We start from the raw sequence: 21,719 nt of genomic DNA, 5'->3' as shown, positions 1-21,719 counted from the left end.
CGGTCGTCACTCCGAGCCTGCTCGGCTCAGGAGTTGTTGAACGACGGGAAGATACCCGCATAGCAGATGCACCAGATCAGTGCCTGGGTCGGCTGCATGTTGTCGTGCGGGATGCTCTGCCCGGACGTCGTGACCGCGTTGGGAGCGAGGTTGACGTTCGCCGGCGGCGCCACGAAGCCGTTGAACGAGGGATCGATCGCCACCATCGTCCCGGGCGTCCCCGGCCCGGGGGCCGCGTTCGGCGCGGACCTGCTGCCGAGCTGCAGGTTATGCGTGTGCGCGGGCATTTCGGCCGAAACCAGCCCGACAGTGCTGCTGCCCATCATCTCGCCGATCACGCGGGGCTGCAGGCCGGGTCCGTCGCCTTGGCCGTTGGTGATCGCGCCGCTCAGATTGGGGAGCTGGAAGTTGGTCGTGCCGTTGCCGCCGAAATAGGTGCCGATCAAGGCGAACAACGGCGTGTATTGCTGAATTGGAAGCAGCTGGCCGAAGCACGGCAACCACGCACTATTGAAGCCGCCGGTTGCAAAAGTGAAGGGAAAGGCCTGGATTTCGCCAACAAAGGGATCAGACACGTCGTCTCTCCTCGAGAATGTGCGATGAAGCCGGTCGAACCGCGACGCCTCAGCCTGGCGAGGGATAGACGCCGTTGATGCAGATGCAGTAGTTGCCCACGACGGTCGGCATGATGTTGTTGTGCGGGACGCTCTGTCCCGCGGCGGCCACGCAGGGCGCCATGACCGAGTAGGTGCCGGCATCGGCGATGGGGGCATCGAGATTCCCGGTGGACGCGGTCGCCAGATGGACCGTGGGTCCGGGGATCGCCGTGTCGGCCGTGACCGTCGACGACAGCAGGGCATGGCTATGCGCGGGCAACTCGGTCGTGATCAGCAGGTGCTCGTCCTCGCCCGCGACCTCGCCAAGCACATACGTCGCGCCACCGGGCGGCGTGCCCTGCCCGAGCGGCACGCGGCCGCGCAGATCGGGCAGGTTGAAGGTCTGGATGCCGTCGCCGCCATAGGTCGTTCCGAGGATCGTATAGAGCGCATCGTAGTTTGAAATGGACAGCGAGCTGCCGTCGCAGGCCAGCCAGCCGTCCGGTATGCGCGGAAAGGCGAACAGCCTGATCTCACCGAGAAACGGGTCTGACATCCCGACATCCTTTCATTGAGCCGTGGGCGCCGCGAGAGCAGGCGCGGCGCGGAACTGGGGGGATTCGATCGATCCGAAGACGCTCAGTTGCGCGAGGGGAAGACGCCCTGCATCGCGATCAGGTAGTTGATCACGAGGTAGGGCTGCATGTTGTTGTGCGCCTGCCCGCCGCCGATCTCGGGAATGTTCGTGCCCACGGCCAGCGGGACCTCGCCCGATCCTGCGGTCGCGAAGATCTTCTTGGGATCGTCCGCCGGCAGCGTATTGGTCCCGAACAGATTGTTCGTGGGACCCGCGCTTCGGCCGGCACCATTGGTCGTCGAGGCCTGCACCAGGTGATTGTGAGCCGGCATCTGAGCGAGGGTCAGCGTCACGGTCGTTTCGCCGCTGACCATCCCTGCGGGAAACTGACCGGAGCTGCCCGTCGATCCGAGGATGGCCCGGCCACGCAGATCCGGCAGCGCGAATGTCGTCACGCCGTTGCCGCCGTAATAGGTGCCGAGCAGTGAGAACAGCGCCTGGTTGGTCTGGATGGCGAGTAGCGCGCCGTTGCAGAACGCCCACCCTCTCGGCGGCTGAGATCCCGCAAAAGGCATGATCTGCCCCAACACAGGCGTCAACGGCATGCGCGTCTCTCCCCAATGTCATTTTGAAACGAATGGCGGCGGCTTGATCAAACAGCCTCCGCATTGAAATTTTTGAGAGCGTGAGAAACAACCTGTAGGAGAAGTCTAGGTTGCGTCGCTCGGATCCGTCAAGACAATAAAGTTCCGTAGATTGCGCTGTTGCCGCTATGCAACGCCAAGCAGAAGTCGTGCCCGGTCTGGTTGAATCGACTTGCCCGGAAGGCGCTGCTTCTCCAAGGTTACGATTGCGTTACCAAAATTTCTTCGAACCAATTTTTTTCAGCGGCACTCTCAGCCAATGAGGGGCCGTAAGGGGCACGACCAAATTGTCAACCGGGACTTGGCGCCGGAATTTTCATGCGGCATGCACGCCTCTGCGGCGTGCGCTGGGTTTTGTTTCGGTGGTTCTTGCCTTGATGCTCGCCTCGATGGTGGGCGCGCAGGCGGCCTGTAACTTCACGACCGGCTCGACCACCAGCACCAGCATCACCATCAACGGAACGGGCGCCGGCAATGCCGTCGGTCTGTGCGTCACCAACGACGTGGTGCTCTGGGGTCTCTACGGACACTCGAATGGCACCAACAGCCCGCCGATTGATGCGTTCAACAATCTCCCGATGACGGCGGGCGGCCTGAGCTACACCAATCTCAGCTACACCGGCGCCAAGGCGACCTACACCCTGATTCCCGTGCCGATCGGCGGCGACTTCACGCAGGTGCCGGAATACACTATCCGGATCGATTCGCTGTCCGGATCGGGAACCGAGAACATCACGCTCTTTTATGCGAGCGACTGCTCGCACACCGCCGGCAATTGTAGCGGCGCCGGTACCACCAACACCTCGTTCACGATCACCGTCACGTTGCCCGGCCCGACCGCGACGCAGGCCATCGCGTCGAAGTCGCTGACCGTCAATACCGCCGCGACATCCTTCACGCCGGTCACCGGCTCCGGCGGCACCGCACCGCTCAGCTATGGCATCGCCCCGACGCTGCCGACCGGTCTGTCCTTCAACACGTCCACGGGCGCCATCACCGGTACGCCCACGGTCACCAGTGCCGCGACCACCTACACGGTCACGATCACCGATGCCAACTCCGCGACCGCCAGCAATACCTTCAGCCTCACGGTCAACGGCGCGGTGACGGCCACGCAGTCCGTTGCCTCCAAGACGCTGACGCAGAATCAACCATCGACCAACTTCACGCCGGTCACCGGCGGCGGCGGCACCCCGGCCTACACCTACAGCGTGTCACCGTCCCTGCCCACCGGTCTCACGCTCAACACATCGACCGGCGCGATCACCGGCACGCCGACGGCCGCGAGCGGCGCCACGACCTACACCGTGACCGTGACCGACGCGAACAGCGCGACCGCCTCGAACACGTTCAGTCTGACAGTCAACTCGGCCGTGACCGCGACCCAATCGGTCGCTTCGAAGACGCTGACGCAGAATGTGGCCGCGACATCGTTCACGCCGGTCACCGGCGGCGGCGGCACCCCGTCGCTCAGTTACAGCATCGCGCCCGCGCTGCCCGCCGGCCTCTCGCTCAACACCTCCAGCGGCGCGATCACGGGCACGCCGACCGCAAGCAGCGGCGCGACCACGTACACGGTGACCGTCACCGATTCCAACAGTGCCACAGCCAGCAATACGTTCAGCCTGACGGTGAACACCGCCGTCACCGCGACGCAGTCGGTGAGCTCGGCCACGGTGACCGTGAACACGGCCATCACGACGTTCACCCCTGTCACCGGCGGTGGCGGCACAACGCCGCGGTCCTATGCCATCGCGCCGACCTTGCCGACCGGACTCAGCTTCAACACCAGCACCGGCCAGGTCAGCGGCACGCCGACGGTGACCAGCAGCACGACCACCTACACGGTGACGGTGACGGATTCCAACGGCGGCACCGCCAGCAACACCTTCCAGCTCACCGTCAATGGGCCGGTGAGCGCGACGCAGGCGATCGCCTCGAAGACGCTGACGCAGAATGCCGCAGCGACGTCGTTCACGCCGGTGACCGGATCGGGCGGCACGCCGCCGCTCTCCTACGGCGTTGCCCCCGCGCTGCCGACGGGCCTGACGCTCAACACCTCGACCGGCGCGATCACCGGCACACCGACCGTGACCAGCGGCGCTACGACCTACACGGTCACGGTCACCGACGCCAACACTGCCACGGCCAGCAATACGTTCAGCCTGACGGTGAACAGCGCGGTCACCGCGACGCAGGCAATCGCCTCGCGGACCTTCACCGCCAACCAGGCCATCACCGCCTTCACCCCGGTCACCGGTGGCGGCGGCACGGGGACACTGACATATTCGATCTCTCCGTCCCTTCCGGCCGGCCTCAGCATCAGCGCCTCCACGGGCGCGATCTCCGGCACGCCTTCGACGAGCGCGGCGACCGCGACGTACACCGTGACCGTCACCGACACCAACAACGGGACCGCCACGAACACCTTCAGCCTGACAGTCAACGGCGCTGTCAGCGCCACCCAGTCGATCCCGGCCAAGTCCCTGACCGTCAATGTCGCCGCGACATCCTTCACCCCGGTGACCGGGGGCGGCGGCACGTCGCCGCTCACCTATGGCATCGCACCGACACTGCCCGCCGGGCTCAGCTTCAACACCTCGACGGGTGCCATCACGGGCACGCCAACCGCGATCAGCACGGCCGCGACCTATACGGTCACCGTGAGCGACGCCAACAGTGCCAGCGCCAGCAACACGTTCAGCCTGGCCGTCAACGGTGCCGTGACGGCGACCCAGGCGATCGCGTCCAAAGGATTGACCGTCAACACGGCGGTGACCTCCTTTACACCGATCACCGGCGCCGGCGGCACCTCGCCGCTGAGCTACGGCATCGCGCCGGCGCTGCCCGCAGGGCTCGCCTTCAATACGACCTCGGGTGCGATCACGGGCACGCCGACGGCCACCAGCAGCGCCACGACCTATACGGTCACGGTGACCGACGCCAACACTGCAACGGCGACCAATACGTTCAGCCTGGCGGTGAACGGCGCGGTCAGCGCGACCCAGGCGATCGCGTCGACCACCCTGACTGCGAACCACGCCGTGACGCCGTTCACGCCGGTCACGGGCGGCGGCGGTACCGCGCCGCTCGCCTATTCCGTCTCGCCGACGCTCCCCGCGGGACTGTCCCTCAATGCGGCCAACGGCAGCATCTCCGGAACGCCTACGGTGACCAGCGCGGCGACGACATTCACCGTGACCGTGACCGACGCCGCCAACGCGACCGCGAGCAACACATTCAGCCTGACCATCAATGGTGCGGTGACGGCCACGACGGCCGTGCCGTCCAGCTCGCTGCCGATCAACCAGGCGGTGACGCCATTCACGCCGGTCGCGGGCTCGGGCGGTACGGGCACGCTGGTGTTTGCCGTTTCACCGGCCCTGCCGGCCGGCTTGAGCTTCAACACGAGCAATGGCCAGATCACCGGCACGCCGACGGTTCCGGCGGCAATGACCACGTATACGGTGACCGTGACCGACACCAACAGTGCCTCGGCCAATGCCACCTTCAATCTGTCGGTGGGCCAATTGGTCACGACGGTCGCGCTGACCTCGTCGCAGAACCCGAGCCAGTTCGGGCAGCCCGTGACCTTCACGGCCACGGTTTCAGCGTCGGGCGGCACGCCGACCGGAACGGTCACCTTCAACGACAATGGCACCCCGATCGGCACGGCGACGCTGGCGGGCGGCGTTGCGACGTTCGCCACCTCGACGCTCGCGGTCGGCAGCCATACGATCACGGCGAGCTATGCCGGCACCACGCTGTTCACGGCGAGCACCTCGCCCGGCCTTGCCCAGACCGTCAACGTGCCGGTCGACAGCGTTCGGCTGCGCTCGCTGCAGCAGACCGTGAGCAAGCTGGTCGCGCAGAATTCCGGGCAGGCGATCTCCGGCGCGATCGATGACGCCATCGCCGACGGCTTCAACGATGGCGGTTCGTTCCTGACGCCCGGCAATGCCCGCATGCGCTTCAACTTCTCGGCCGATCCGCGCGATCAGGACGAGCGGTCCCCGGCCGGCGACCGCGCTGGCAGCGGCGACAGCAACGCCTATTCCTCGCTGCTGCCGGGCGCGTCCCAGCCACGTGGACGTGGTCGCGGCCGGATCGACGATGCGTTCGCGGCAATCGATCGTGGCGACAGGAAGCAGGCCGCGCCGAAATGGCACGAGCAGAAGGAGTGGCTGCTGTGGGCCGATGTGCGCGGTTCTGGCGTCGACCGCTGGGGCAGCACCAGCATCGGCGGCGTCACCCAGGCCAGCCAAGCCTCGATCTATGGCCAGCAGCTCAACGCCACGATGGGATTGACCTACCGCGCCGCGCCGAACTTCCTCGTCGGCGTGCTCGGCGGCTACGAGACCTTCAGCTACACCCAGCAGGACATCAACGGGAAGCTGAAGGGCGACGGCTGGACCACCGGCGCCTATCTCGGCTGGAAGATCATTCCCACGCTGCGCTTCGATGCAGCCGTGGCCTATTCCGGCATCGGCTATGACGGCAGTGCCGGAACCGCCCAGGGCAATTTCAGCGGCCAGCGCTGGATGGTTTCCACCGGTCTGACCGGCACGTATAAATGGGCCGGCCTGGTGCTGGAGCCGTCCACCAAGGTCTATGCATTGTGGGAACACCAGAACGCATATACGGACTCGCTGGGCACGCGGCAGGGCACCAATGATTTCGCCAGCGGCCGCGCGTCGGGGGGCCTGCGCGCCGCCTACCCTGTCGCCTGGCTCGATAGCGGGCTTCTTCTGACGCCGTTCGTCGGCCTGTACGGCGACTACTACTTCACCAGGGAGGATGCCAACACGCTCGCCGCCGGCGCGCTGGCCTCGACGCCGCTGCTGCAAGGCTGGTCGGCCCGCGCCACCGGCGGTCTCGGCATCCAGACAGCCGGCGGCATCGGTGTCGGCCTCGGTGCCGAGCTCGGCGGCATCGGCAGCAACACCCGCGTCTGGTCGTTTTCGGCCAAGGCGAGGGTGCCGTTCAGCGCCCAATAGGCATTCCCAATAGCCGTTGGCGGCGCACTCGAATCGAAACCGCCCCGGCTGGGGCGGCTGGTTCGACGTGCGAGATCGTATGGAAGATCAGTACAGTCCGCGGCCGCCAAGGATCTCGCGGGCCTCGTCAGCGCCGTCCGCCGCGCCGCTCGATGACGGCACGTATCGGCCGCCCTGATCGTAGGACACCGCGCGCGGGTTATCGAGGCTCCGTCCGCGGGTCCGGCTGGAGGCCGACATCTCCGACGTCGCGGCAACCGATGCCAGGTCGGCGGAGGTGTTGCCGAGCGTGTAGGGACGCCCCTCGGGCAGCGGGACCTCGCCGCGAATCGGGCGGCCTGCGCCGATCTCGGGAACGAACGGCCGGGCGGAGGCGACGCGGACGAGAGAAGGCGCCGGCGCCGGGATGCCGGTGCGCAGGGTTGCCATCAGCTGGGTATCGTCGGACCCTTCGAGAGGGGCGCGGCCGACATATTCGACGCGGACGCGGGCGACGCCGTTGCCCTTGAACTCGAGCAGATCGGCCGCCTTGTTGGAGACGTCGATCAGCCGGTTGCCGTGGTACGGGCCGCGATCATTGATGCGGACGATGAGCGATTTGCCGTTGGCGAGATTGGTGACGCGGGCGTAGCTCGGCAGCGGCAGCGTCGGATGGGCGGCCGTCAGCGACGTCATGTCGAAGACCTCGCCATTGGCTGTCAGCCGGCCGTGAAAATCATCGCCATACCAGGAGGCCATGCCCTCGGCGCGATAGTTGGTGTCCTCCTCGGGAACATAGGTCTTGCCGGCGACGGTATAGGGCTTGCCGATGCGGTAGACGCCACCGCCCTTCGGCACCGGCTCGCCGAATCCGACGACGCGCGGGCTCGACGACACGCCGTATTTCGGATCGACCTTGCTGGCGAACTTGTTGGAAGAGGCGCAGTTCGCGACCATCAGGCAGGCGAGGACGGCGACGGCACTGCGCACCGCTCTCTCGACCGGATCTGTTTGACCAATCCCCATCGACCCCAATTACCAATGTGCCGGTCGCAGCCGAGCCCTCCCATCAGGCCCGCGCGTCCCGGCTTGTCCCCGAGTCGCATCCCCGCAACTCAATGCGCAAGGATAACGCAACCCGAACACGGCGGAAATGGGGTGGGTACCGCCGTGGTTAACCGGAGCTTTCCTGCGGTTGTGACGTGGACGGTGGCCGCCCAGGCGTGCACTCCGCTGTGCCTCCGTGTTGCGAGTGCACCTTTTTGGACACATATGTTGCGTGAAATCCTCACCTACGAGTGTTCTCATTTCCCGGGACCTGAATCATTTTGACTGTGCAGGGCTGCACGTCGTTTGCTTCACGTGGGGCGCAACAGGGTGTGTTCGCTATGATCGAAGCAATGACGGCAGTGATGGGCTTGGTTGGCGCCGGGATCTTCCTTGCTCATGCGTTTGAAGGCGTCCGCTCGCGGGCCTGAGTCCGGACAGATCGGACAGCCGACGCCATGGTCGGCTCTCGTCCGCGTCGATGTTTGCGTCCGCTTCAATAACGACACTTCAGGAGCATCCCTGAAGCTGGCAGTTTCGACCAGCAGATCATCCAGACCGCTCATCGCCCGGCCCTCGGTTTTCTCCGGCCGGTGCGAGATCGGACCGGTAGCGCAGCCGCAGCAGGTGGCCCATGCGACACCAAGATTTACGACATCAAGCGTTGCGACACCAAGACCTGCTCTCGGGGAGCTTTCTCGCCCTGGCAGCGCTGAGCACGGCAATCTTGTGCTCCGGCCTGATGGCTTTTGCGCTCAGGTGAGCGCGGGCTTTGAGCTGAGGCCGTCCGGGCAGGCGTGAATGCGCCGTTGACGAGCCGCAAGCCCGCACCCTAAACAAGGATCGCGTCGATACCGCGCCGCCGTGGCGTGGACGTCGCCGACGTCCCGGACACGACGCCGGATGGAAGGGTGGCCGAGTGGTTTAAGGCACCGGTCTTGAAAACCGGCGTGCCCGCAAGGGTACCGTGGGTTCGAATCCCACCCCTTCCGCCATTCACGTATTTGCTGGCAGCAAACTGCAGGCAGCCCGATTGGCCCGGCGTTCACGGATCGATACTGGCAGACGCGACAGGCTGAGAAATCCCGCCGCTGAGCAGCTGGGCTTGCCCGCCGCGTCGCGGCGCCGATCAGTGGCTGATGTGCGCGCCGTTGATCGCTCGCGGCGCACCGTGACCGTTCGGCTCGTCGGGCGGCACGCCGACCCGCTCCATCAGTTCGCGAACGTCGCGGATGCGGCTGTCGAGAAGGCCGTGCATCTCAGTCAGCGTCCAGCGCAGCTCATCCACCGCGCCCGGCGCCGCGTCGGGAAAATGCGAGAGATGATAGATCATCTCGTTGAGCACCTGCCGCAGCCCGTACAGGTCGTCATGGGCGAGCTTCTGGACGTCGAGCTGGCCGAGCAGCCGCTGCACGAAGCTGCGCCGATCGGGCGGCACATGGCGCAGATCGACGAACCGGTTGACGTGGAAGGCGCGCGGCGCCTCGGCACTGCCGGCCGCTTGGGCCAGCGCGAGGCGCACGCTGTCCGCGTTGAGGTCCTCGGTATCGACGGAGAGCGTGTTCGGGAACATGCTCTTGTAGCGTTCGATCAAGGCGTGGGTCTTGTCGTAGTACCAGCCGAACTTGTCGGCCAGCGACAGATCCATCCATTGCTGCTTCGACGTCTCTCCGAAGTGGAAAGCGGTCGGACGCTTGCGCTGCGCGGCCGGCGAGTCGGCGTAGTAGAGGTGGTTCTGCGGCGACAGCTCGGCATTCTCCACCAGGCTTGCGATGCATGCCGCGCGGTCACGCCGGCGCAGATGCACCAGCGTGACCTGATCGCCGAGGAGCTCGGCGATGATCGGCAGCACGGCCGCATAACCATTGCCGACGACGCACGCATGGGGGCAATCGAGGATCGTCTGACGAATCTGATCCGTGAAGCCGGGATCGTTGGTTTCCTTGAGCTGGCAGAAGAGCTCATTGAGCTCGCTCGACGCCCATTCGTGCACGGCCCTGTCGCCGTTGCCCTGGTTGTCGAACACCTCCTGCATCATCCGCGTCAGCGACGTCGTGCCGTCCCGGCCGGTGCCGACGCACAGCACCCGCAGCGTGGAAGGCGGAGAATTCCTCAGGGCCGCGTCGCGGCCATTGCCGGAGGGGCGCGTCGCTCCATTGTCCGAGACCACGGCCAGGCGCTTACGCGCCAGCCGGCGAAGCTCCGCGGACGCCGCCTCCCACTCCAGCCTATAGCCGTCGCGCTCGTCGCGCAGGCGGCCCATGATCACGCCCCTTTCTTCCGTGATGCGCCTGTACCGCTCGGACTCGTCCTTCGCGGCGATCAACTCCGCTTGCAGCGCATCGACGAAGCGTTTCACATCCGCATCGAGGCGGCTTTCGGTGCTGGCGGTGTCAATCCCCAACCGGTTCTCGATCCACCGGCGCAGTCGCACTCTCGACAACAATAATCCTCCAAGAAATCGAGCCGAACGGCCTGCTGATCGTCAGCCGCCCGATCGCTGCTGCGATTCAGCACGCCTGCGAAGACCGCCCTGCCGGCTCCGGCTCTCCATGTAATACAATTGCAATGTACATCAAACTGCATCGCAATTCGGTTGCAGAGGCAGCGATGTTGGCCGGCACGTTGCGCGAGCCGCGCCCGCTCGTGCCCGAAAAATGTGCATGCCGCGCGACCAATGGCCATTTGAGGGTATTAATACACCGCGATGCGGCGCGGGCGCGGTGGTCATGCGTCAAGGCACGCCGCTGCTGCCAACGGGCACGGCCGCGACGACGCCAACTCCGTTGAGCTAGTCCAGCCCGCGCTCGCGACTCAGGCGCACCATCTCGTCGATGAAGATCTGCTTCTGCTTGTCGTCGAGGCTGGTGAACAGCGGTTCCGATGTGTCGGCCACCGCGCGCTGGTCGGCGGCACGATCGACCAGGAACTGAGCCTCGTTGCGCATCTGCTCGACGATGTCGTCCGGCGGATCGCGCTTCGACCGCGCGATGCGCAGCTCGAGTCGATCCGCGCCGTTGCGGCCGAGCGCGTGCATCGCGTTGGCGAACGGACCCCAGTTCTTCGCCTGCTCTTCCGTCAGGTTCAGCCCGGTCTTCAGGCGCTCGATATTGCTATCGCTGTTGGCGACGATCTGTTCGGCCGTGAGTTGCGGGGCGCCCGGCTGCGTCAGCATCGGCGTCGCCTTGGCGACCTTGCTCGTCTTCGTCGCCTTGGAAGGCTTCGCCTTCCTGCCCTCGGCCGGCGGCGCCTCGGGCTGCGCACTCTGCTGGCCGCTGTTGCCGGTGAACGCCCCGGTCACGCCGGTGACCACGCCGACGACACCGCCGATCGCGCCGCCGAGCACACCGCCGACCGGGCCCGCCGCCCTGTTGCCTTCGCGCGCACCCTGCTCGACGCCCTTGAACAGGCCCTGCGCGGCAGGCTGACGCGGCAGGCCCACAAGGCCAATGAGGCCTATTGACACTCCTATTGCGATGCACCGGAAAGACCGGCGCCAGATGCCGGGGCTCATCATCATCAGTTCAGGCTCCGTGCGCAGTCGCTGGTCGTGACGACCATGATTCCAACGAATTCTACCGTTGCCGCAACGCGCAAGTCCATCTGCCGCACGCGGCGCGATGCATCGGACGTGCCCAGCTGCACTGGTTCCTCTCGGCTTCCTGCTCGGCCGAGACGCGCTTTGCACTGCAACGCTCAGCACTGCGATGCAATCAGTTGCGGAACCTGCGACGAAATGTGCACGCCATTAGTTCTAGGATTCGCCTCACCGGCTTTCTCGACAGCCGCTCGCAATTCTGCTCTGATTGCATCCAAGCGAAATCCATGCGCGCATGACGCGACGCAACAACTAACAAATCGGATTCGCATCGACAGAATGCTTGGCTCACCAGGGAGGGAACGCCATGTCACGGAGGAAGCTGAACCGCCGACAATTCGTTGCTGCGACCGCTGCCACCTCGGCGGTCATGATTGCCGCGCCCTATGTGCGTGGCGCCCACGCCGCCGGCAAGCTCTCGATCGGCTTCTGGGACCATTGGGTTCCGGGCGCCAACCAGGCTTCGACCGATCTCGTCAACGAGTGGGCCGCCAAGGAGAAGGTCGAGGTTCAGATCGACTACATCACCAGCCAGGGCAAGAAGATCGAGCTGACGATCGCCGCCGAGGGCGCCGCGAAGTCCGGCCACGATCTGATCGCCATGCCGACCTGGTGGCCGCATGCGCATGCGGAACTGCTGGAGCCGGTCAACGACATCATGGAGCCGATCATCCAGGAGAACGGCGAGGTCAACGGCACCGTCAAATATCTCGGACAGTCCGGCGGCAAATGGCTCGCCGTGCCGGCCTGCGTCGGCAGTCAGATCAAGGGTCCCTGCTCCCGCATCGATCTGATGAAGAAGCATGCGGGCATCGACGTGCAGGAGATGTATCCGGCCGGATCTCCACCGAAGGCCGACAATTGGACCACGGAGACCTTCCTGAAAGCGGCGGAGGCCTGCCATAAGGCTGGCGTGCCGTTCGGCATCGGGCTTGGCGAAACCACCGACAGCGTGGACTCCGCCGGCGCGTTCTTCCAGGCGTTCGGCGCGGATCTCGTCAACGCCAAGGGCGATGTCACGGTGAAGACGGATGCCGTGCGCCAGGCGCTCGAGTTCTACAAGCGGCTGATCGCGGCGCTGCCGCCGGATGTCGCCTCGTGGGACGACGCATCGAACAACAAATGGCTGGTCTCGGGCAGGGGCGCGATGATCATGAATCCGCCGAGCGCCTGGGCGGTGGCCAAGCGCGACGCGCCGCAGATCGCCGAGCAGTGCTGGACTCACGGCTTCCCGGCCGGCCCCAAGGGCCGCTTCGCGCCGTTCCTGCCCTACTTCTGGAGCATCTGGTCGTTCTCCAAGAACAAGGAGGCGGCCAAGAGCCTGATCGTGCACCTGTCGAAGCCGTCATCGATCGAGAAGATGGTGGTGGCGAGCGGCGGCTACGATCTGCCGGCCTATCAGAAGCTGACGACGCTCAAGGTGTGGCAGGAGGAGGGACCGCCGAAGGGGACCCTCTATCACTATCCCAACCCCTATAATCACCAGACGCTGTCGATCGCAGCCTCCCCTGCTCCGCCCAAGATCGCGCAGCAGATCTATGCGCAGGCGACGATGACCAAGATGTGCCTGCGCTACGCCCAGGGCGAGAAGATGGAATCGACCCTCGCCTGGGCCGAAGGCGAGTGCGAGGGCTTCATGCGCAGCTGAGGCATGCTCGAAGCAACGCCGGCGGTCCGCTTCAGCAGGCGGGCCGCCCCCTTTCACCTTGTCAGTGTTTCCCATCCAGTGAGGACCCCGCTGTCGCAGGGGACATCACGAGGAGCCTTTTCTCATGGTTGATGCCGCCATCGGTGAAAACGCCGTCGCCCGCCCTCGCGCGGCCCGCCGCAATGGTCTGCACAGGGCGTTGAAGCGGAAATCGACCGCCGCTTTCCTGATGACGCTGCCGCTGATCCTGCTGATCGTGCTCCTGGTCGTCTATCCCGCCCTGTATTCGGTGCATCTGGCGACCCTGAACAAGTCGATGCAGCGCTTCGTCGGCTTCGGCAATTTCGAGTTCCTGTTCAAGCGCGACACGTTCTGGCTGGTCGTCAAGCAATCCTGCATCTTCGCCATCACGGCCGTCGTGTTCAAGGCGCTGATCGGCTTCATCGTCGCTCATTTCGTCCACAACATCCCCGCCAAGGGGCAGCGCAAATGGCGCGGCATGCTGCTGGTACCCTGGGTGATCCCGCCGGCGATGAGCACGCTGGCCTGGCTGTGGCTGTTCGACCCGTCCTACAGCGCTTTCAACTACACGCTCGCCTTCTTCGGCATCGGCCCGATCCCGTGGACCGGGGATGCCGCCTGGGCGCGGTTCTCGGTGATCCTGGTCAACATCTGGTACGGCGCGCCGTTCTTCATGATCATGTACCTGGCCTCGCTGAAATCTGTCCCGGATCAGCTCTATGAGGCCGCGGCGATCGACGGCGCCAATTGGTGGCAGCGGATCTGGTACGTGACCCTGCCGATGATGCGCAACATCATCGCGATCACGACGCTGTTCTCTCTGATCGTGACGTTCGCCAATTTCGACATCGTGCGCATCCTCACCGCCGGCGGCCCGCTCGACAAGACGCACATCTTCGCGACCTGGGCGTTCCGCGTCGGCATCGAGGGCAGCGACATTCCGCTCGGCGCCAGCGTCTCGCTGTTCATGGTGCCGATCCTGGCGGTCGCCGCCATCTTCATCCTGCGCGACGTCAACAAGCGGGGGAACGAGTCCTGATGAGCACCGTCACGATCGACAAGGCCGGCCCGACCCGTACCGTCAAATATGGCTCGATGAGCCGCGACCGCGCCTGGGCGCTGCGCTGGTCGTATTTCTTCCTGACGCTGTTCGCGATCTTCTCGCTGGTGCCGCCGCTCTACATGCTGATCACCTCGCTGAAGGGCAGCGCGGAGATCTCCGCGGCGACCAATCCGTGGTGGGTGTTCCATCCGACGCTGGAGAACTATGTCGAGCTGCTCACCTCGAACCAGTTTCAGCGTTTCTTCTTCAACTCGGCCATGGTCTCGATCGTCGTGGTGATCATCACCATGCTGATCAGCATCCCCGCCGCATTCGCGCTGTCGCGGATGAAGTTCTGGGGCTCGGCGACGCTGGCGACCGGCGTATTCCTGACCTATCTGATCCCGGACAGCCTGCTGTTCATTCCGCTGTTCAAGATGTTCGCGCTGATCGGCGACGTCACCGGCATCCAGTTGATCAATCGCTGGTACGTGCTGCTGTTCATCTATCCGACCCTGACGGTGCCGTTCTGCACCTGGATCATGATCGGCTATTTCGCCTCGATCCCGAAGGAGCTCGACGAGGCCGCGATCATCGACGGCGCCTCCTGGCTGCAGACGCTGACGCGGATCTTCATTCCCGTCGCCCTGCCCGGTCTGATCGCCGCGACGATCTTCGCCTTCACCGTCTCCTGGGCGCAGTTCCTGTATCCGCTGGTGTTCACGACCTCGACCGACCAACTGGTGCTGCCGGTCGGCATCGTCACGAGCCTGATCAAGGGCGACGTCTTCAACTGGGGACAGATCATGACCGGCGCGCTGCTGGGCGCGGCGCCGCCGCTGATCATCTACGCGTTCCTGATGGACTATTACATTGCCGGGCTCACCGCCGGCGCGACCAAAGGCTGATGACGGGGGTTGATCACACATGGCTGAAGTGAGCTTGCGCAAGGTCGTGAAGCGTTATGACGACGTCGAGGCGGTCAAGGGCATCGATCTCGATATCGCCGACCACGAGTTCGTCGTGCTGGTCGGCCCGTCCGGCTGCGGCAAGTCGACGACATTGCGGATGATCGCAGGGCTCGAGGACATCTCCGACGGCGACATCACCATCGGCGGCGATGTCGTCAACGACGTGCCGCCGAAGGATCGCGACATCGCCATGGTGTTCCAGAACTACGCCCTCTACCCGCACATGACGGTGGCCGAGAACATGTCGTTCGGGCTGCGGCTGAAGCACTACCCGAAGGCCGAGATCAAGAGCCGCGTGGCGGAGGCCGCGCGCATGCTGGACATCGCCGACCTCGTCGACCGCAAGCCCAAGCAGCTCTCCGGCGGCCAGCGCCAGCGCGTCGCGATGGGCCGTGCGATCGTGCGCAATCCCAAGGTGTTCCTGTTCGACGAGCCGCTGTCCAACCTCGACGCCAAGTTGCGCGTGCAGATGCGCATCGAGATCAAGAAGGTGCACCAGAAGGTCCGCACCACGACGGTCTACGTCACCCACGACCAGGTCGAGGCGATGACCCTGGCCGATCGTGTCGTGGTCATGAACAAGGGCCGCATCGAGCAGATCGGCACGCCGAACGAGCTGTACCACAATCCGGCGACACGCTTCGTCGCCGGCTTCATCGGCTCGCCCGCAATGAACTTCGTGCCGTGCCGGCTCGAGGAGGCCAATGGCCGGCTCCACATCCGCCTCACCGACCGGATCGCCTTTCCGCTGCCGCCGGCGCGCGCCGCGCGCTATCAATCCGTGTCACGGAACGAGCCGCTGCTGCTCGGCATCCGGCCGGAGCACATCGCCGAGACCAAGCCGCATGCGGAGCCTGGGATTGAGCCGTTCGAGGCGCTGCTCGACGTCACCGAGCCGATGGGCATGGAGACGCTTGTCTACTTCGCCCTCAACGAGACGCCGGTCTGCGGGCGGGTCAACCCCAATGCCGGCGCGCGGGATGGCAGCCCTCTGCGCATGGCAATGGACCTCAACAACATGCACCTGCTAAATGAGGCTTCAGGCCTCGTCATCTGACGAGCATAAGACGCTTCAAGGGCAGGACATGACCACCAGGACGGCAACCAACAAGAACAAGATCCTCGTCACGGAATCCTTCTCGGCCAAGGGCCGCGCGCTGCTGGCGGCGCGCGATGATGTCGAGATGATCGAGTTCCCCAACATGATCTCGGCGGTGGATTTTTCCGACCTGCTGAAGTCCCACGCGCCGGTGCACGGCGTCGCGCTCGGCGCCACGCGCTTTGGAGAGCCGGAGCTGATCGCGGCCGGCGACATGAAAGTCGTCACCCGAATCGGCGTCGGCTTCGACGCGGTCGATGTGCCCGCGCTCTCCAGGCACAAGGTGCCGCTGATGGTCGCGGGCACGGCGAACTCGCCCTCGGTTGCCGAGCAGGCGCTGTTCATGATGCTGACGCTGGCCAAGCGCGCCAACGAGATGCATGCGATGGTCAAGGACGGCACCTGGGGCGCGCGGCTCGGCGTGCTGCCGTTCGATCTCTACGGCAAGACCGTGCTGATCATCGGCTTCGGCCGCATCGGCACCCGCACCGCCAAGCGCTGCCTCGCGATGGAGATGCAGGTCCTGGTCTACGATCCCTACAAGCCCGCAGCCGACATCACCGCCGCGGGCTGCGAGCCCGTTGCCGATCTCGACACTGCGCTCCCGCGCGCCGACTTCGTCAGCATCCACTGCCCGAAGACCCCGGAGACCATCGGCCTGTTCAACGCCGCGCGTCTCAAGCTGATGAAGCCGACGGCGTATCTGATCAACACCGCGCGCGGCGGCCTGATCGACGAGGCCGCGCTCTATGACGCGCTGTCCTCGGGCCGGCTCGCCGGCGCTGGCCTCGACGTGTTCGAGCAGGAGCCGCCGCCGGTCGGCCACGCGCTGCATGCGCTGCCCAACGTGATCATGGCTCCGCACGTCGCTGGCGTGACGCGAGAGGCGGTCGACCGCATGAGCGAGCAGACGGCGCGCAACATTCTCAGCGTGCTCGATGGCGATCCGATTCGGCAGAACGTGATCAATCAGGATGTCTTGTAGTCGTCCGGCCGGTGCAATGGTCCTGTCCCGTCGGCGACGAGGCAGGACCCGCCCTCATCACGCGGATGTCAGGACCTTTCTCCACCGCTTTGGCGCCCAACTTTCAACGCATTCTTGCAACTTGGCCAAATCCAGCTACAACTGTGACTATCGGCGCCGGATTTTACGCGCGCCGGTAGGAACAGAGGCGGCCATGAGTGTTGCGACCGAGCACGCGCTCGCAACGATAGCGAGCATTCTCGATCAGCCTGAAGCGACGAGGTCGGCAGACAAGGCGGCGCCGTCGTCGAAGAAGGCTGCCGCGGCTGTCGTCTCTCTCGATCAGGCCGACGGCTACACCAAGCTCGGACCTGGGCCGATTTCCGCGATCCGCTTCCGCTGGACGGCACGGCGGGGCGAGGACGGCTACTATGTCGACGAGACCGTCGGGCCGACCTCGATCGCCGTGAGCAGCGGACCGATGACCGCCGAAGCTGCCGTCAAGACGGTCGACACCCGCGCGCGAGAGGCGATCGAGCGCTTCGAGGCGCTGAAGAACGAGATGACCGGCAAGGGCCCGGTTGCGCCCAGCGAGAGGTAGCGCTCCGGCCGCCCGGACCACTCCGTCTTCGTTGCGATGTCTCCAAATCCCATGGCCGGGTTCCATCCTGGCCATTCGTATTTTGTGGACCTTGAGGCCGCCTGCCGTCCCGCTCCGGAAGGGCCTACCTCCGCGCGCCCAGATAGTCCGGCTTCGCCAGCGGCACGCCGGCGTGACGCAGGATGTCGTAGGCCGTGGTGACGTGAAAGAAGAACTGCGGCAGGCTGAACGTGAGCAGCAATGAGCGGCCATCGTCGAAGCTGCGCGTCGCACCGTTGCGGAAGGTGAAGCTGACCTCCCGCTTCGCGCCCTCCTCGATCGCCGCAGGTGGCACGCTGCGCACATCGTCGATCGCGGTTGCAATCCGCGCCTTCAACCCGGCCATATCCGTGTCGCTGTCGGCAACGGTCGGCTGCGCGCGGCCGGCGAGCAGCGCACAAGCGATGGTGGCGTGGCGGTTGGCTTCGCAGACCTGCCGGATCAGGTTGTACATGTCAGGCGCCAGCCGGGCCTGCAGCAGGTCGGCGGGATCGATGCGGCGCGCCTCGGCAAAGGCAGCGGCCTTGTCGAGCACCCCCGAGAGGTTGTGAAGATAAGGCACGAACACCTCGACCGACGCCTGCACCAAGGAAATGCTCATCAACCAACCTTCCTGCTTGCCCCTCGTCGCGCGTGGCGACCTCCGCTATGAATAGCGCGGCCACATCATGCGAGGTGATTCAATATGGGATTTTTCAACCGGACCGTCGCCGCCGTGACCGCAGCCGTGCTGGCCTGCGGTCTCGCCACTGCCGCACTCGCCGACCAGCCCTCGCGCCTCGACGAGATCGTGCAGCGCGGCAGCTTACGGGTCGGCATGACCGGCGACTACAAGCCCTTCACCTATCTCGACAAGGCGACCGGAAAATTCTCCGGCTTCGACGTCGACATGGCCGAGGCGCTCGGCAAGGCGCTCGGCGTCAAGGTCGAGTTCGTGCCGACGAGCTGGCCGCAGCTCATGAAGGATTTCGAGGCCGACAAGTTCGATGTCGCGATGGGCGGCGTATCGATCACGCTCGACCGCCAGAAGAAGGGCTTGTTCTCGACGCCGATCATGCGCGAGGGCAAGACCCCGATCGCGCGCTGCACCGACACCTCGAAGTACCAGACGCTGTCCGACATCGACAAGCCCGGCACCCGGGTCGTGGTCAATCCGGGCGGCACCAACGAGCGCTTCGCCCGCGCCAACATCAAGTCAGCCGACATCCGCGTCCACCCCGACAACGTCACCATCTTCGACGAGATCGCCAAGGGCGACGCCGACCTGATGATGACCGACGCCTCCGAGACGCGCTATCAGCAGAAGCTGCATCCCGGCGTGCTCTGCGCCGTGCACCCGGAGAAGCCGTTCGATTTCTCCGAGAAAGCCTACTGGCTGCAGCGCGACGTGGCGCTCAAAGCGTTCGTGGACCAGTGGCTGCATATCTCGACCGAGAACGGCAGCTACCAGGCGATCTACAAGAATTGGTTCGAGTAACATGTCCGCGGTCTTCCGTCGGGCAATGATGACCGGATGATCTTCTGGCCCGCCAGCAAAGGACGACATGCGATGAAGTGTCTTCGGATCTACGCAACGCCCGACGGCGAGTCCCGCTTCGGTGAAGTGGATATCCCGACGGCGGCGGCTGTGACCGTCGCCCCCGGCGCCAAGCCGTTTCAAGTTTCCAAGCGCTATATCGCCTCAAGCGTCGAGTTTACGCAGATCCCCGCCGGTATGCGCCAGGTTGACTGGCACACCGTTCCGGGGCGGGTGTTGACCGTCAGACTGAGCGGGGCGGTCGAATACGAGACGAGCGACGGCGAGGTGCGGCGCGTCTCCGCAGGCGAGTTTGTGCTGGTGGAGGACACGCACGGAAAGGGTCATCTGTCGCGTCACTCCGCGGACGCGCAAACCGTCCTGTGGATCAGGCTGCCTGACGGCCTCGATTTGCCGAGTGCATAGTCCCTGGAAGTCGCTGCCGTCTGCCGGCACCTGAGGAGAACCCGCAAGGAAGAGCTGCGCCGAAACAAAATGTTCTTTCGCAATTTCAGTAGGAAGACCCCTGTCCAGTCCCTGGGCGAAAAATATTCGACTTTCGTTTTTCAGAAAAATATGGTTCACTGCCGCCATCCCGCCTCCTCGAAGAGGGGCGTCGCGCGCAATCGTCACGACACGCGAGGTGGGGAGGCGATGGCCGCGAGATGCCGAAAGCGTGCTTGCACGCGGACGAACGGCAGCTTGCGGACGTGAAGTCGCAGGGTCCTGACACCCCGACGCTGGTGTCACGTTCGCGGCGGCGCTAACGCGCCGCGCGGACCATGGTGGCCAACAAGCCCGGCGCACCAGGGAGACTGCGTATAAGCGTTAAGACCGTCGCGCAGGGAATGCCGGTTGATCGGCAGCACCTGTGGTACCTGCCGCCTGCATTTTTTTCGCAGGCGGGCCATGGGTGAGGCCCTCACCCGGCATTCCCTGCGCCCTCTTCTGATTGAGAGGGTTCGACTGATGGATCACTCGGACGCCATGCGTCGCGAGAACGCCAGCTCATGTGTAGCGATGTCATGCAAGCGAAAGTCTGTCAGCACACTCGCTGTCATTCCGGGCGCGCGCAGCGGAGCCCGGAATCCATACTCCGAAGCGGACTTTGTTGGAACGAGATGGAGCAGCCGGCGTGCCCAACACGTCCACGTGTGGTTATGGATTCCGGGCTCGCGCTGCGCGCGCCCCGGAATGACGGCGTCATGTGTGGATGGCTCGCGACGACACCACGGCCGGTGCTTATGAGTCCCGGCTCGGAGGCCGGGACGACAGCGGAGTGTGGCGTGGGAGCCCGGCTCACCGCGACGCTGCGAGGGACGATGAAGCCGCCCTCACCCGTTGCGATACGTGTAGCTGTAGCCGTTGATCGCCGGGGCGCCGCCGAGATGCGCATAGAGCACCTTCGACCCTTCCGGGAAGTAGCCCTTCTTGACCAGGTCGATCATGCCCTGCATCGACTTGCCCTCATAGACCGGGTCGGTGATCATCGCCTCGGTGCGGGCGGCCAGGCGAATGGCCTCGTTGGTCTCGGCGCTCGGCACGCCATAGGCCGGATAGGCGTAGTCGTTGAGGATCACGATCTCGTCGTCGCGGACCTTGCGGCCGAGCTCGACGAGCTCAGCGGTGTTGTCGACGATCTGCCGCACCTGGCTGCGGGTCTGCTGCGGCGTGCCGGAGGCGTCGATGCCGATGACGCGGTCGGCGCGGCCGTCGGCAGCGAAGCCGACGATCATGCCGGCCTGGGTCGAGCCGGTGACGACGCAGACGATGATGTAATCGAACTTGATGCCCATCTCGGCTTCCTGCACCCTCACCTCCTCGGCGAAGCCGACATAGCCGAGACCGCCGAACTTGTGCACGGAGGCGCCGGCCGGAATGCCGTAGGGCTTGCCGCCGGCATCCTTGACCGACTGGATCGCATCTTCCCAGCTCTTGCGGATGCCGATGTCGAAACCGTCCTCGACGATGCGGCTGTCGGCGCCCATCAGGCGCGTCATCAGGATGTTGCCGACGCGGTCATAGACGGCGTCCTCGTGCGGCACCCAGCTCTCCTGCACGACGACGCACTTCATGCCGATCTTGGCCGCTGTCGCCGCCACCATGCGGGTATGGTTCGACTGCACGCCGCCGATCGAGACCAGGGTGTCGGCATTCGATTCGATCGCATCGGGCACGATGTATTCGAGCTTGCGCAGCTTGTTGCCGCCCATCGCGAGACCGGAATTGCAGTCGTCGCGCTTGGCATAGATCTGCACCTTGCCGCCGAGCGCCGCGGTCAGCCGCGGCAGATGCTCGATCGGGGTGGCACCGAAGGTGAGCGGATACTTCTTGAACTTGTCGAGCCGAAGCACGGGTCTCTCCGTGGGTGGATGAAAGG

The 21,719-nt window shown here is 65.0% G+C and carries 18 protein-coding genes and 1 tRNA gene; 10 read left to right on the top strand and 9 right to left on the bottom strand.

The window, feature by feature from the left end:
- Positions 1 to 26 precede the first annotated feature (26 nt).
- From QX073_RS06615 to QX073_RS06605, 3 genes are all read right to left on the bottom strand, one after another.
- Entirely contained in the window at positions 27 to 575 is a 549-nt protein-coding gene (locus tag QX073_RS06615; protein WP_315751567.1) for a phage tail protein, read from the bottom strand.
- A gap of 49 nt (positions 576 to 624) precedes the next feature.
- Complete coding sequence (locus QX073_RS06610; protein WP_315751568.1) at positions 625 to 1,152, bottom strand: phage tail protein; 528 nt, start codon at positions 1,150 to 1,152, stop codon at positions 625 to 627.
- An 83-nt stretch (positions 1,153 to 1,235) separates the two neighbouring features.
- Positions 1,236 to 1,778 (bottom strand): phage tail protein, encoded by a 543-nt coding sequence (locus QX073_RS06605; protein ID WP_315751569.1) that lies wholly within the window; start codon positions 1,776 to 1,778, stop codon positions 1,236 to 1,238.
- Positions 1,779 to 2,179: 401 nt separating this feature from the next.
- On the opposite strand from QX073_RS06605, the gene QX073_RS06600 reads away from it, so the two are divergent.
- Positions 2,180 to 6,814 carry a beta strand repeat-containing protein gene (locus tag QX073_RS06600; RefSeq protein ID WP_316225474.1) on the top strand — a complete coding sequence of 1,545 codons (4,635 nt, stop codon included), beginning with the start codon at positions 2,180 to 2,182 and terminating at the stop codon, positions 6,812 to 6,814.
- 87 nt (positions 6,815 to 6,901) lie between these two features.
- Here the strand turns inward: QX073_RS06600 and QX073_RS06595 are convergent, their stop codons facing one another.
- Together QX073_RS06595 and QX073_RS06590 are read right to left on the bottom strand one after the other, a co-directional pair.
- On the bottom strand, positions 6,902 to 7,819 hold the full coding sequence (locus QX073_RS06595; RefSeq protein WP_315827623.1) for a septal ring lytic transglycosylase RlpA family protein: 918 nt from the start codon (positions 7,817 to 7,819) through the stop codon (positions 6,902 to 6,904).
- 332 nt (positions 7,820 to 8,151) lie between these two features.
- Positions 8,152 to 8,406 carry a hypothetical protein gene (locus QX073_RS06590; protein WP_316167964.1) on the bottom strand — a complete coding sequence of 85 codons (255 nt, stop codon included), beginning with the start codon at positions 8,404 to 8,406 and terminating at the stop codon, positions 8,152 to 8,154.
- 339 nt (positions 8,407 to 8,745) lie between these two features.
- On the opposite strand from QX073_RS06590, the gene QX073_RS06585 reads away from it, so the two are divergent.
- A tRNA-Ser gene (locus QX073_RS06585) sits at positions 8,746 to 8,835 on the top strand.
- A gap of 134 nt (positions 8,836 to 8,969) precedes the next feature.
- Here the strand turns inward: QX073_RS06585 and QX073_RS06580 are convergent.
- Together QX073_RS06580 and QX073_RS06575 are read right to left on the bottom strand one after the other, a co-directional pair.
- On the bottom strand, positions 8,970 to 10,244 hold the full coding sequence (locus QX073_RS06580) for a hypothetical protein (protein WP_316202346.1): 1,275 nt from the start codon (positions 10,242 to 10,244) through the stop codon (positions 8,970 to 8,972).
- A 387-nt stretch (positions 10,245 to 10,631) separates the two neighbouring features.
- Positions 10,632 to 11,276, bottom strand: coding sequence for a Spy/CpxP family protein refolding chaperone (locus QX073_RS06575; RefSeq protein ID WP_316187150.1), 645 nt, complete (start codon positions 11,274 to 11,276; stop codon positions 10,632 to 10,634).
- A 469-nt stretch (positions 11,277 to 11,745) separates the two neighbouring features.
- On the opposite strand from QX073_RS06575, the gene QX073_RS06570 reads away from it, so the two are divergent.
- From QX073_RS06570 to QX073_RS06545, 6 genes are all read left to right on the top strand, one after another.
- Positions 11,746 to 13,086 (top strand): ABC transporter substrate-binding protein, encoded by a 1,341-nt coding sequence (locus tag QX073_RS06570; protein ID WP_315711956.1) that lies wholly within the window; start codon positions 11,746 to 11,748, stop codon positions 13,084 to 13,086.
- 124 nt (positions 13,087 to 13,210) lie between these two features.
- Positions 13,211 to 14,146 (top strand): sugar ABC transporter permease, encoded by a 936-nt coding sequence (locus QX073_RS06565; protein ID WP_315711958.1) that lies wholly within the window; start codon positions 13,211 to 13,213, stop codon positions 14,144 to 14,146.
- A complete protein-coding gene (locus QX073_RS06560) occupies positions 14,146 to 15,057 on the top strand; it encodes a carbohydrate ABC transporter permease (protein ID WP_315711960.1) in 912 nt (303 codons plus the stop codon). The genes QX073_RS06565 and QX073_RS06560 overlap by 1 nt, the downstream gene beginning before the upstream one ends.
- Before the next feature lie 19 nt (positions 15,058 to 15,076).
- Positions 15,077 to 16,177 (top strand): sn-glycerol-3-phosphate ABC transporter ATP-binding protein UgpC, encoded by a 1,101-nt coding sequence (locus QX073_RS06555; RefSeq protein ID WP_316202344.1) that lies wholly within the window; start codon positions 15,077 to 15,079, stop codon positions 16,175 to 16,177.
- 28 nt (positions 16,178 to 16,205) lie between these two features.
- Positions 16,206 to 17,204 carry a hydroxyacid dehydrogenase gene (locus tag QX073_RS06550; protein ID WP_315751577.1) on the top strand — a complete coding sequence of 333 codons (999 nt, stop codon included), beginning with the start codon at positions 16,206 to 16,208 and terminating at the stop codon, positions 17,202 to 17,204.
- A gap of 193 nt (positions 17,205 to 17,397) precedes the next feature.
- On the top strand, positions 17,398 to 17,784 hold the full coding sequence (locus QX073_RS06545) for a hypothetical protein (RefSeq protein WP_316202343.1): 387 nt from the start codon (positions 17,398 to 17,400) through the stop codon (positions 17,782 to 17,784).
- A gap of 124 nt (positions 17,785 to 17,908) precedes the next feature.
- On the opposite strand, the gene QX073_RS06540 is transcribed toward QX073_RS06545, so the two are convergent.
- Complete coding sequence (locus QX073_RS06540) at positions 17,909 to 18,424, bottom strand: DUF1993 domain-containing protein (protein WP_315751578.1); 516 nt, start codon at positions 18,422 to 18,424, stop codon at positions 17,909 to 17,911.
- A gap of 84 nt (positions 18,425 to 18,508) precedes the next feature.
- Here QX073_RS06540 and QX073_RS06535 point away from each other — a divergent pair, with 84 nt between their 5' ends.
- Together QX073_RS06535 and QX073_RS06530 are read left to right on the top strand one after the other, a co-directional pair.
- Positions 18,509 to 19,300 carry a transporter substrate-binding domain-containing protein gene (locus tag QX073_RS06535; protein ID WP_315711968.1) on the top strand — a complete coding sequence of 264 codons (792 nt, stop codon included), beginning with the start codon at positions 18,509 to 18,511 and terminating at the stop codon, positions 19,298 to 19,300.
- Positions 19,301 to 19,372: 72 nt separating this feature from the next.
- Entirely contained in the window at positions 19,373 to 19,765 is a 393-nt protein-coding gene (locus QX073_RS06530) for a hypothetical protein (protein ID WP_315712623.1), read from the top strand.
- 908 nt (positions 19,766 to 20,673) lie between these two features.
- Here QX073_RS06530 and QX073_RS06525 read toward each other — a convergent pair.
- A complete protein-coding gene (locus tag QX073_RS06525) occupies positions 20,674 to 21,693 on the bottom strand; it encodes a 1-aminocyclopropane-1-carboxylate deaminase (protein WP_316202341.1) in 1,020 nt (339 codons plus the stop codon).
- Positions 21,694 to 21,719 lie beyond the last annotated feature (26 nt).

The sequence above is a fragment of the Bradyrhizobium sp. SZCCHNS3052 genome (genome assembly GCF_032484495.1).
Classification (GTDB): domain Bacteria; phylum Pseudomonadota; class Alphaproteobacteria; order Rhizobiales; family Xanthobacteraceae; genus Bradyrhizobium.
Note: the sequence above shows the minus strand (reverse complement) of the source record. Positions and strands in the feature narration are given on the sequence as shown.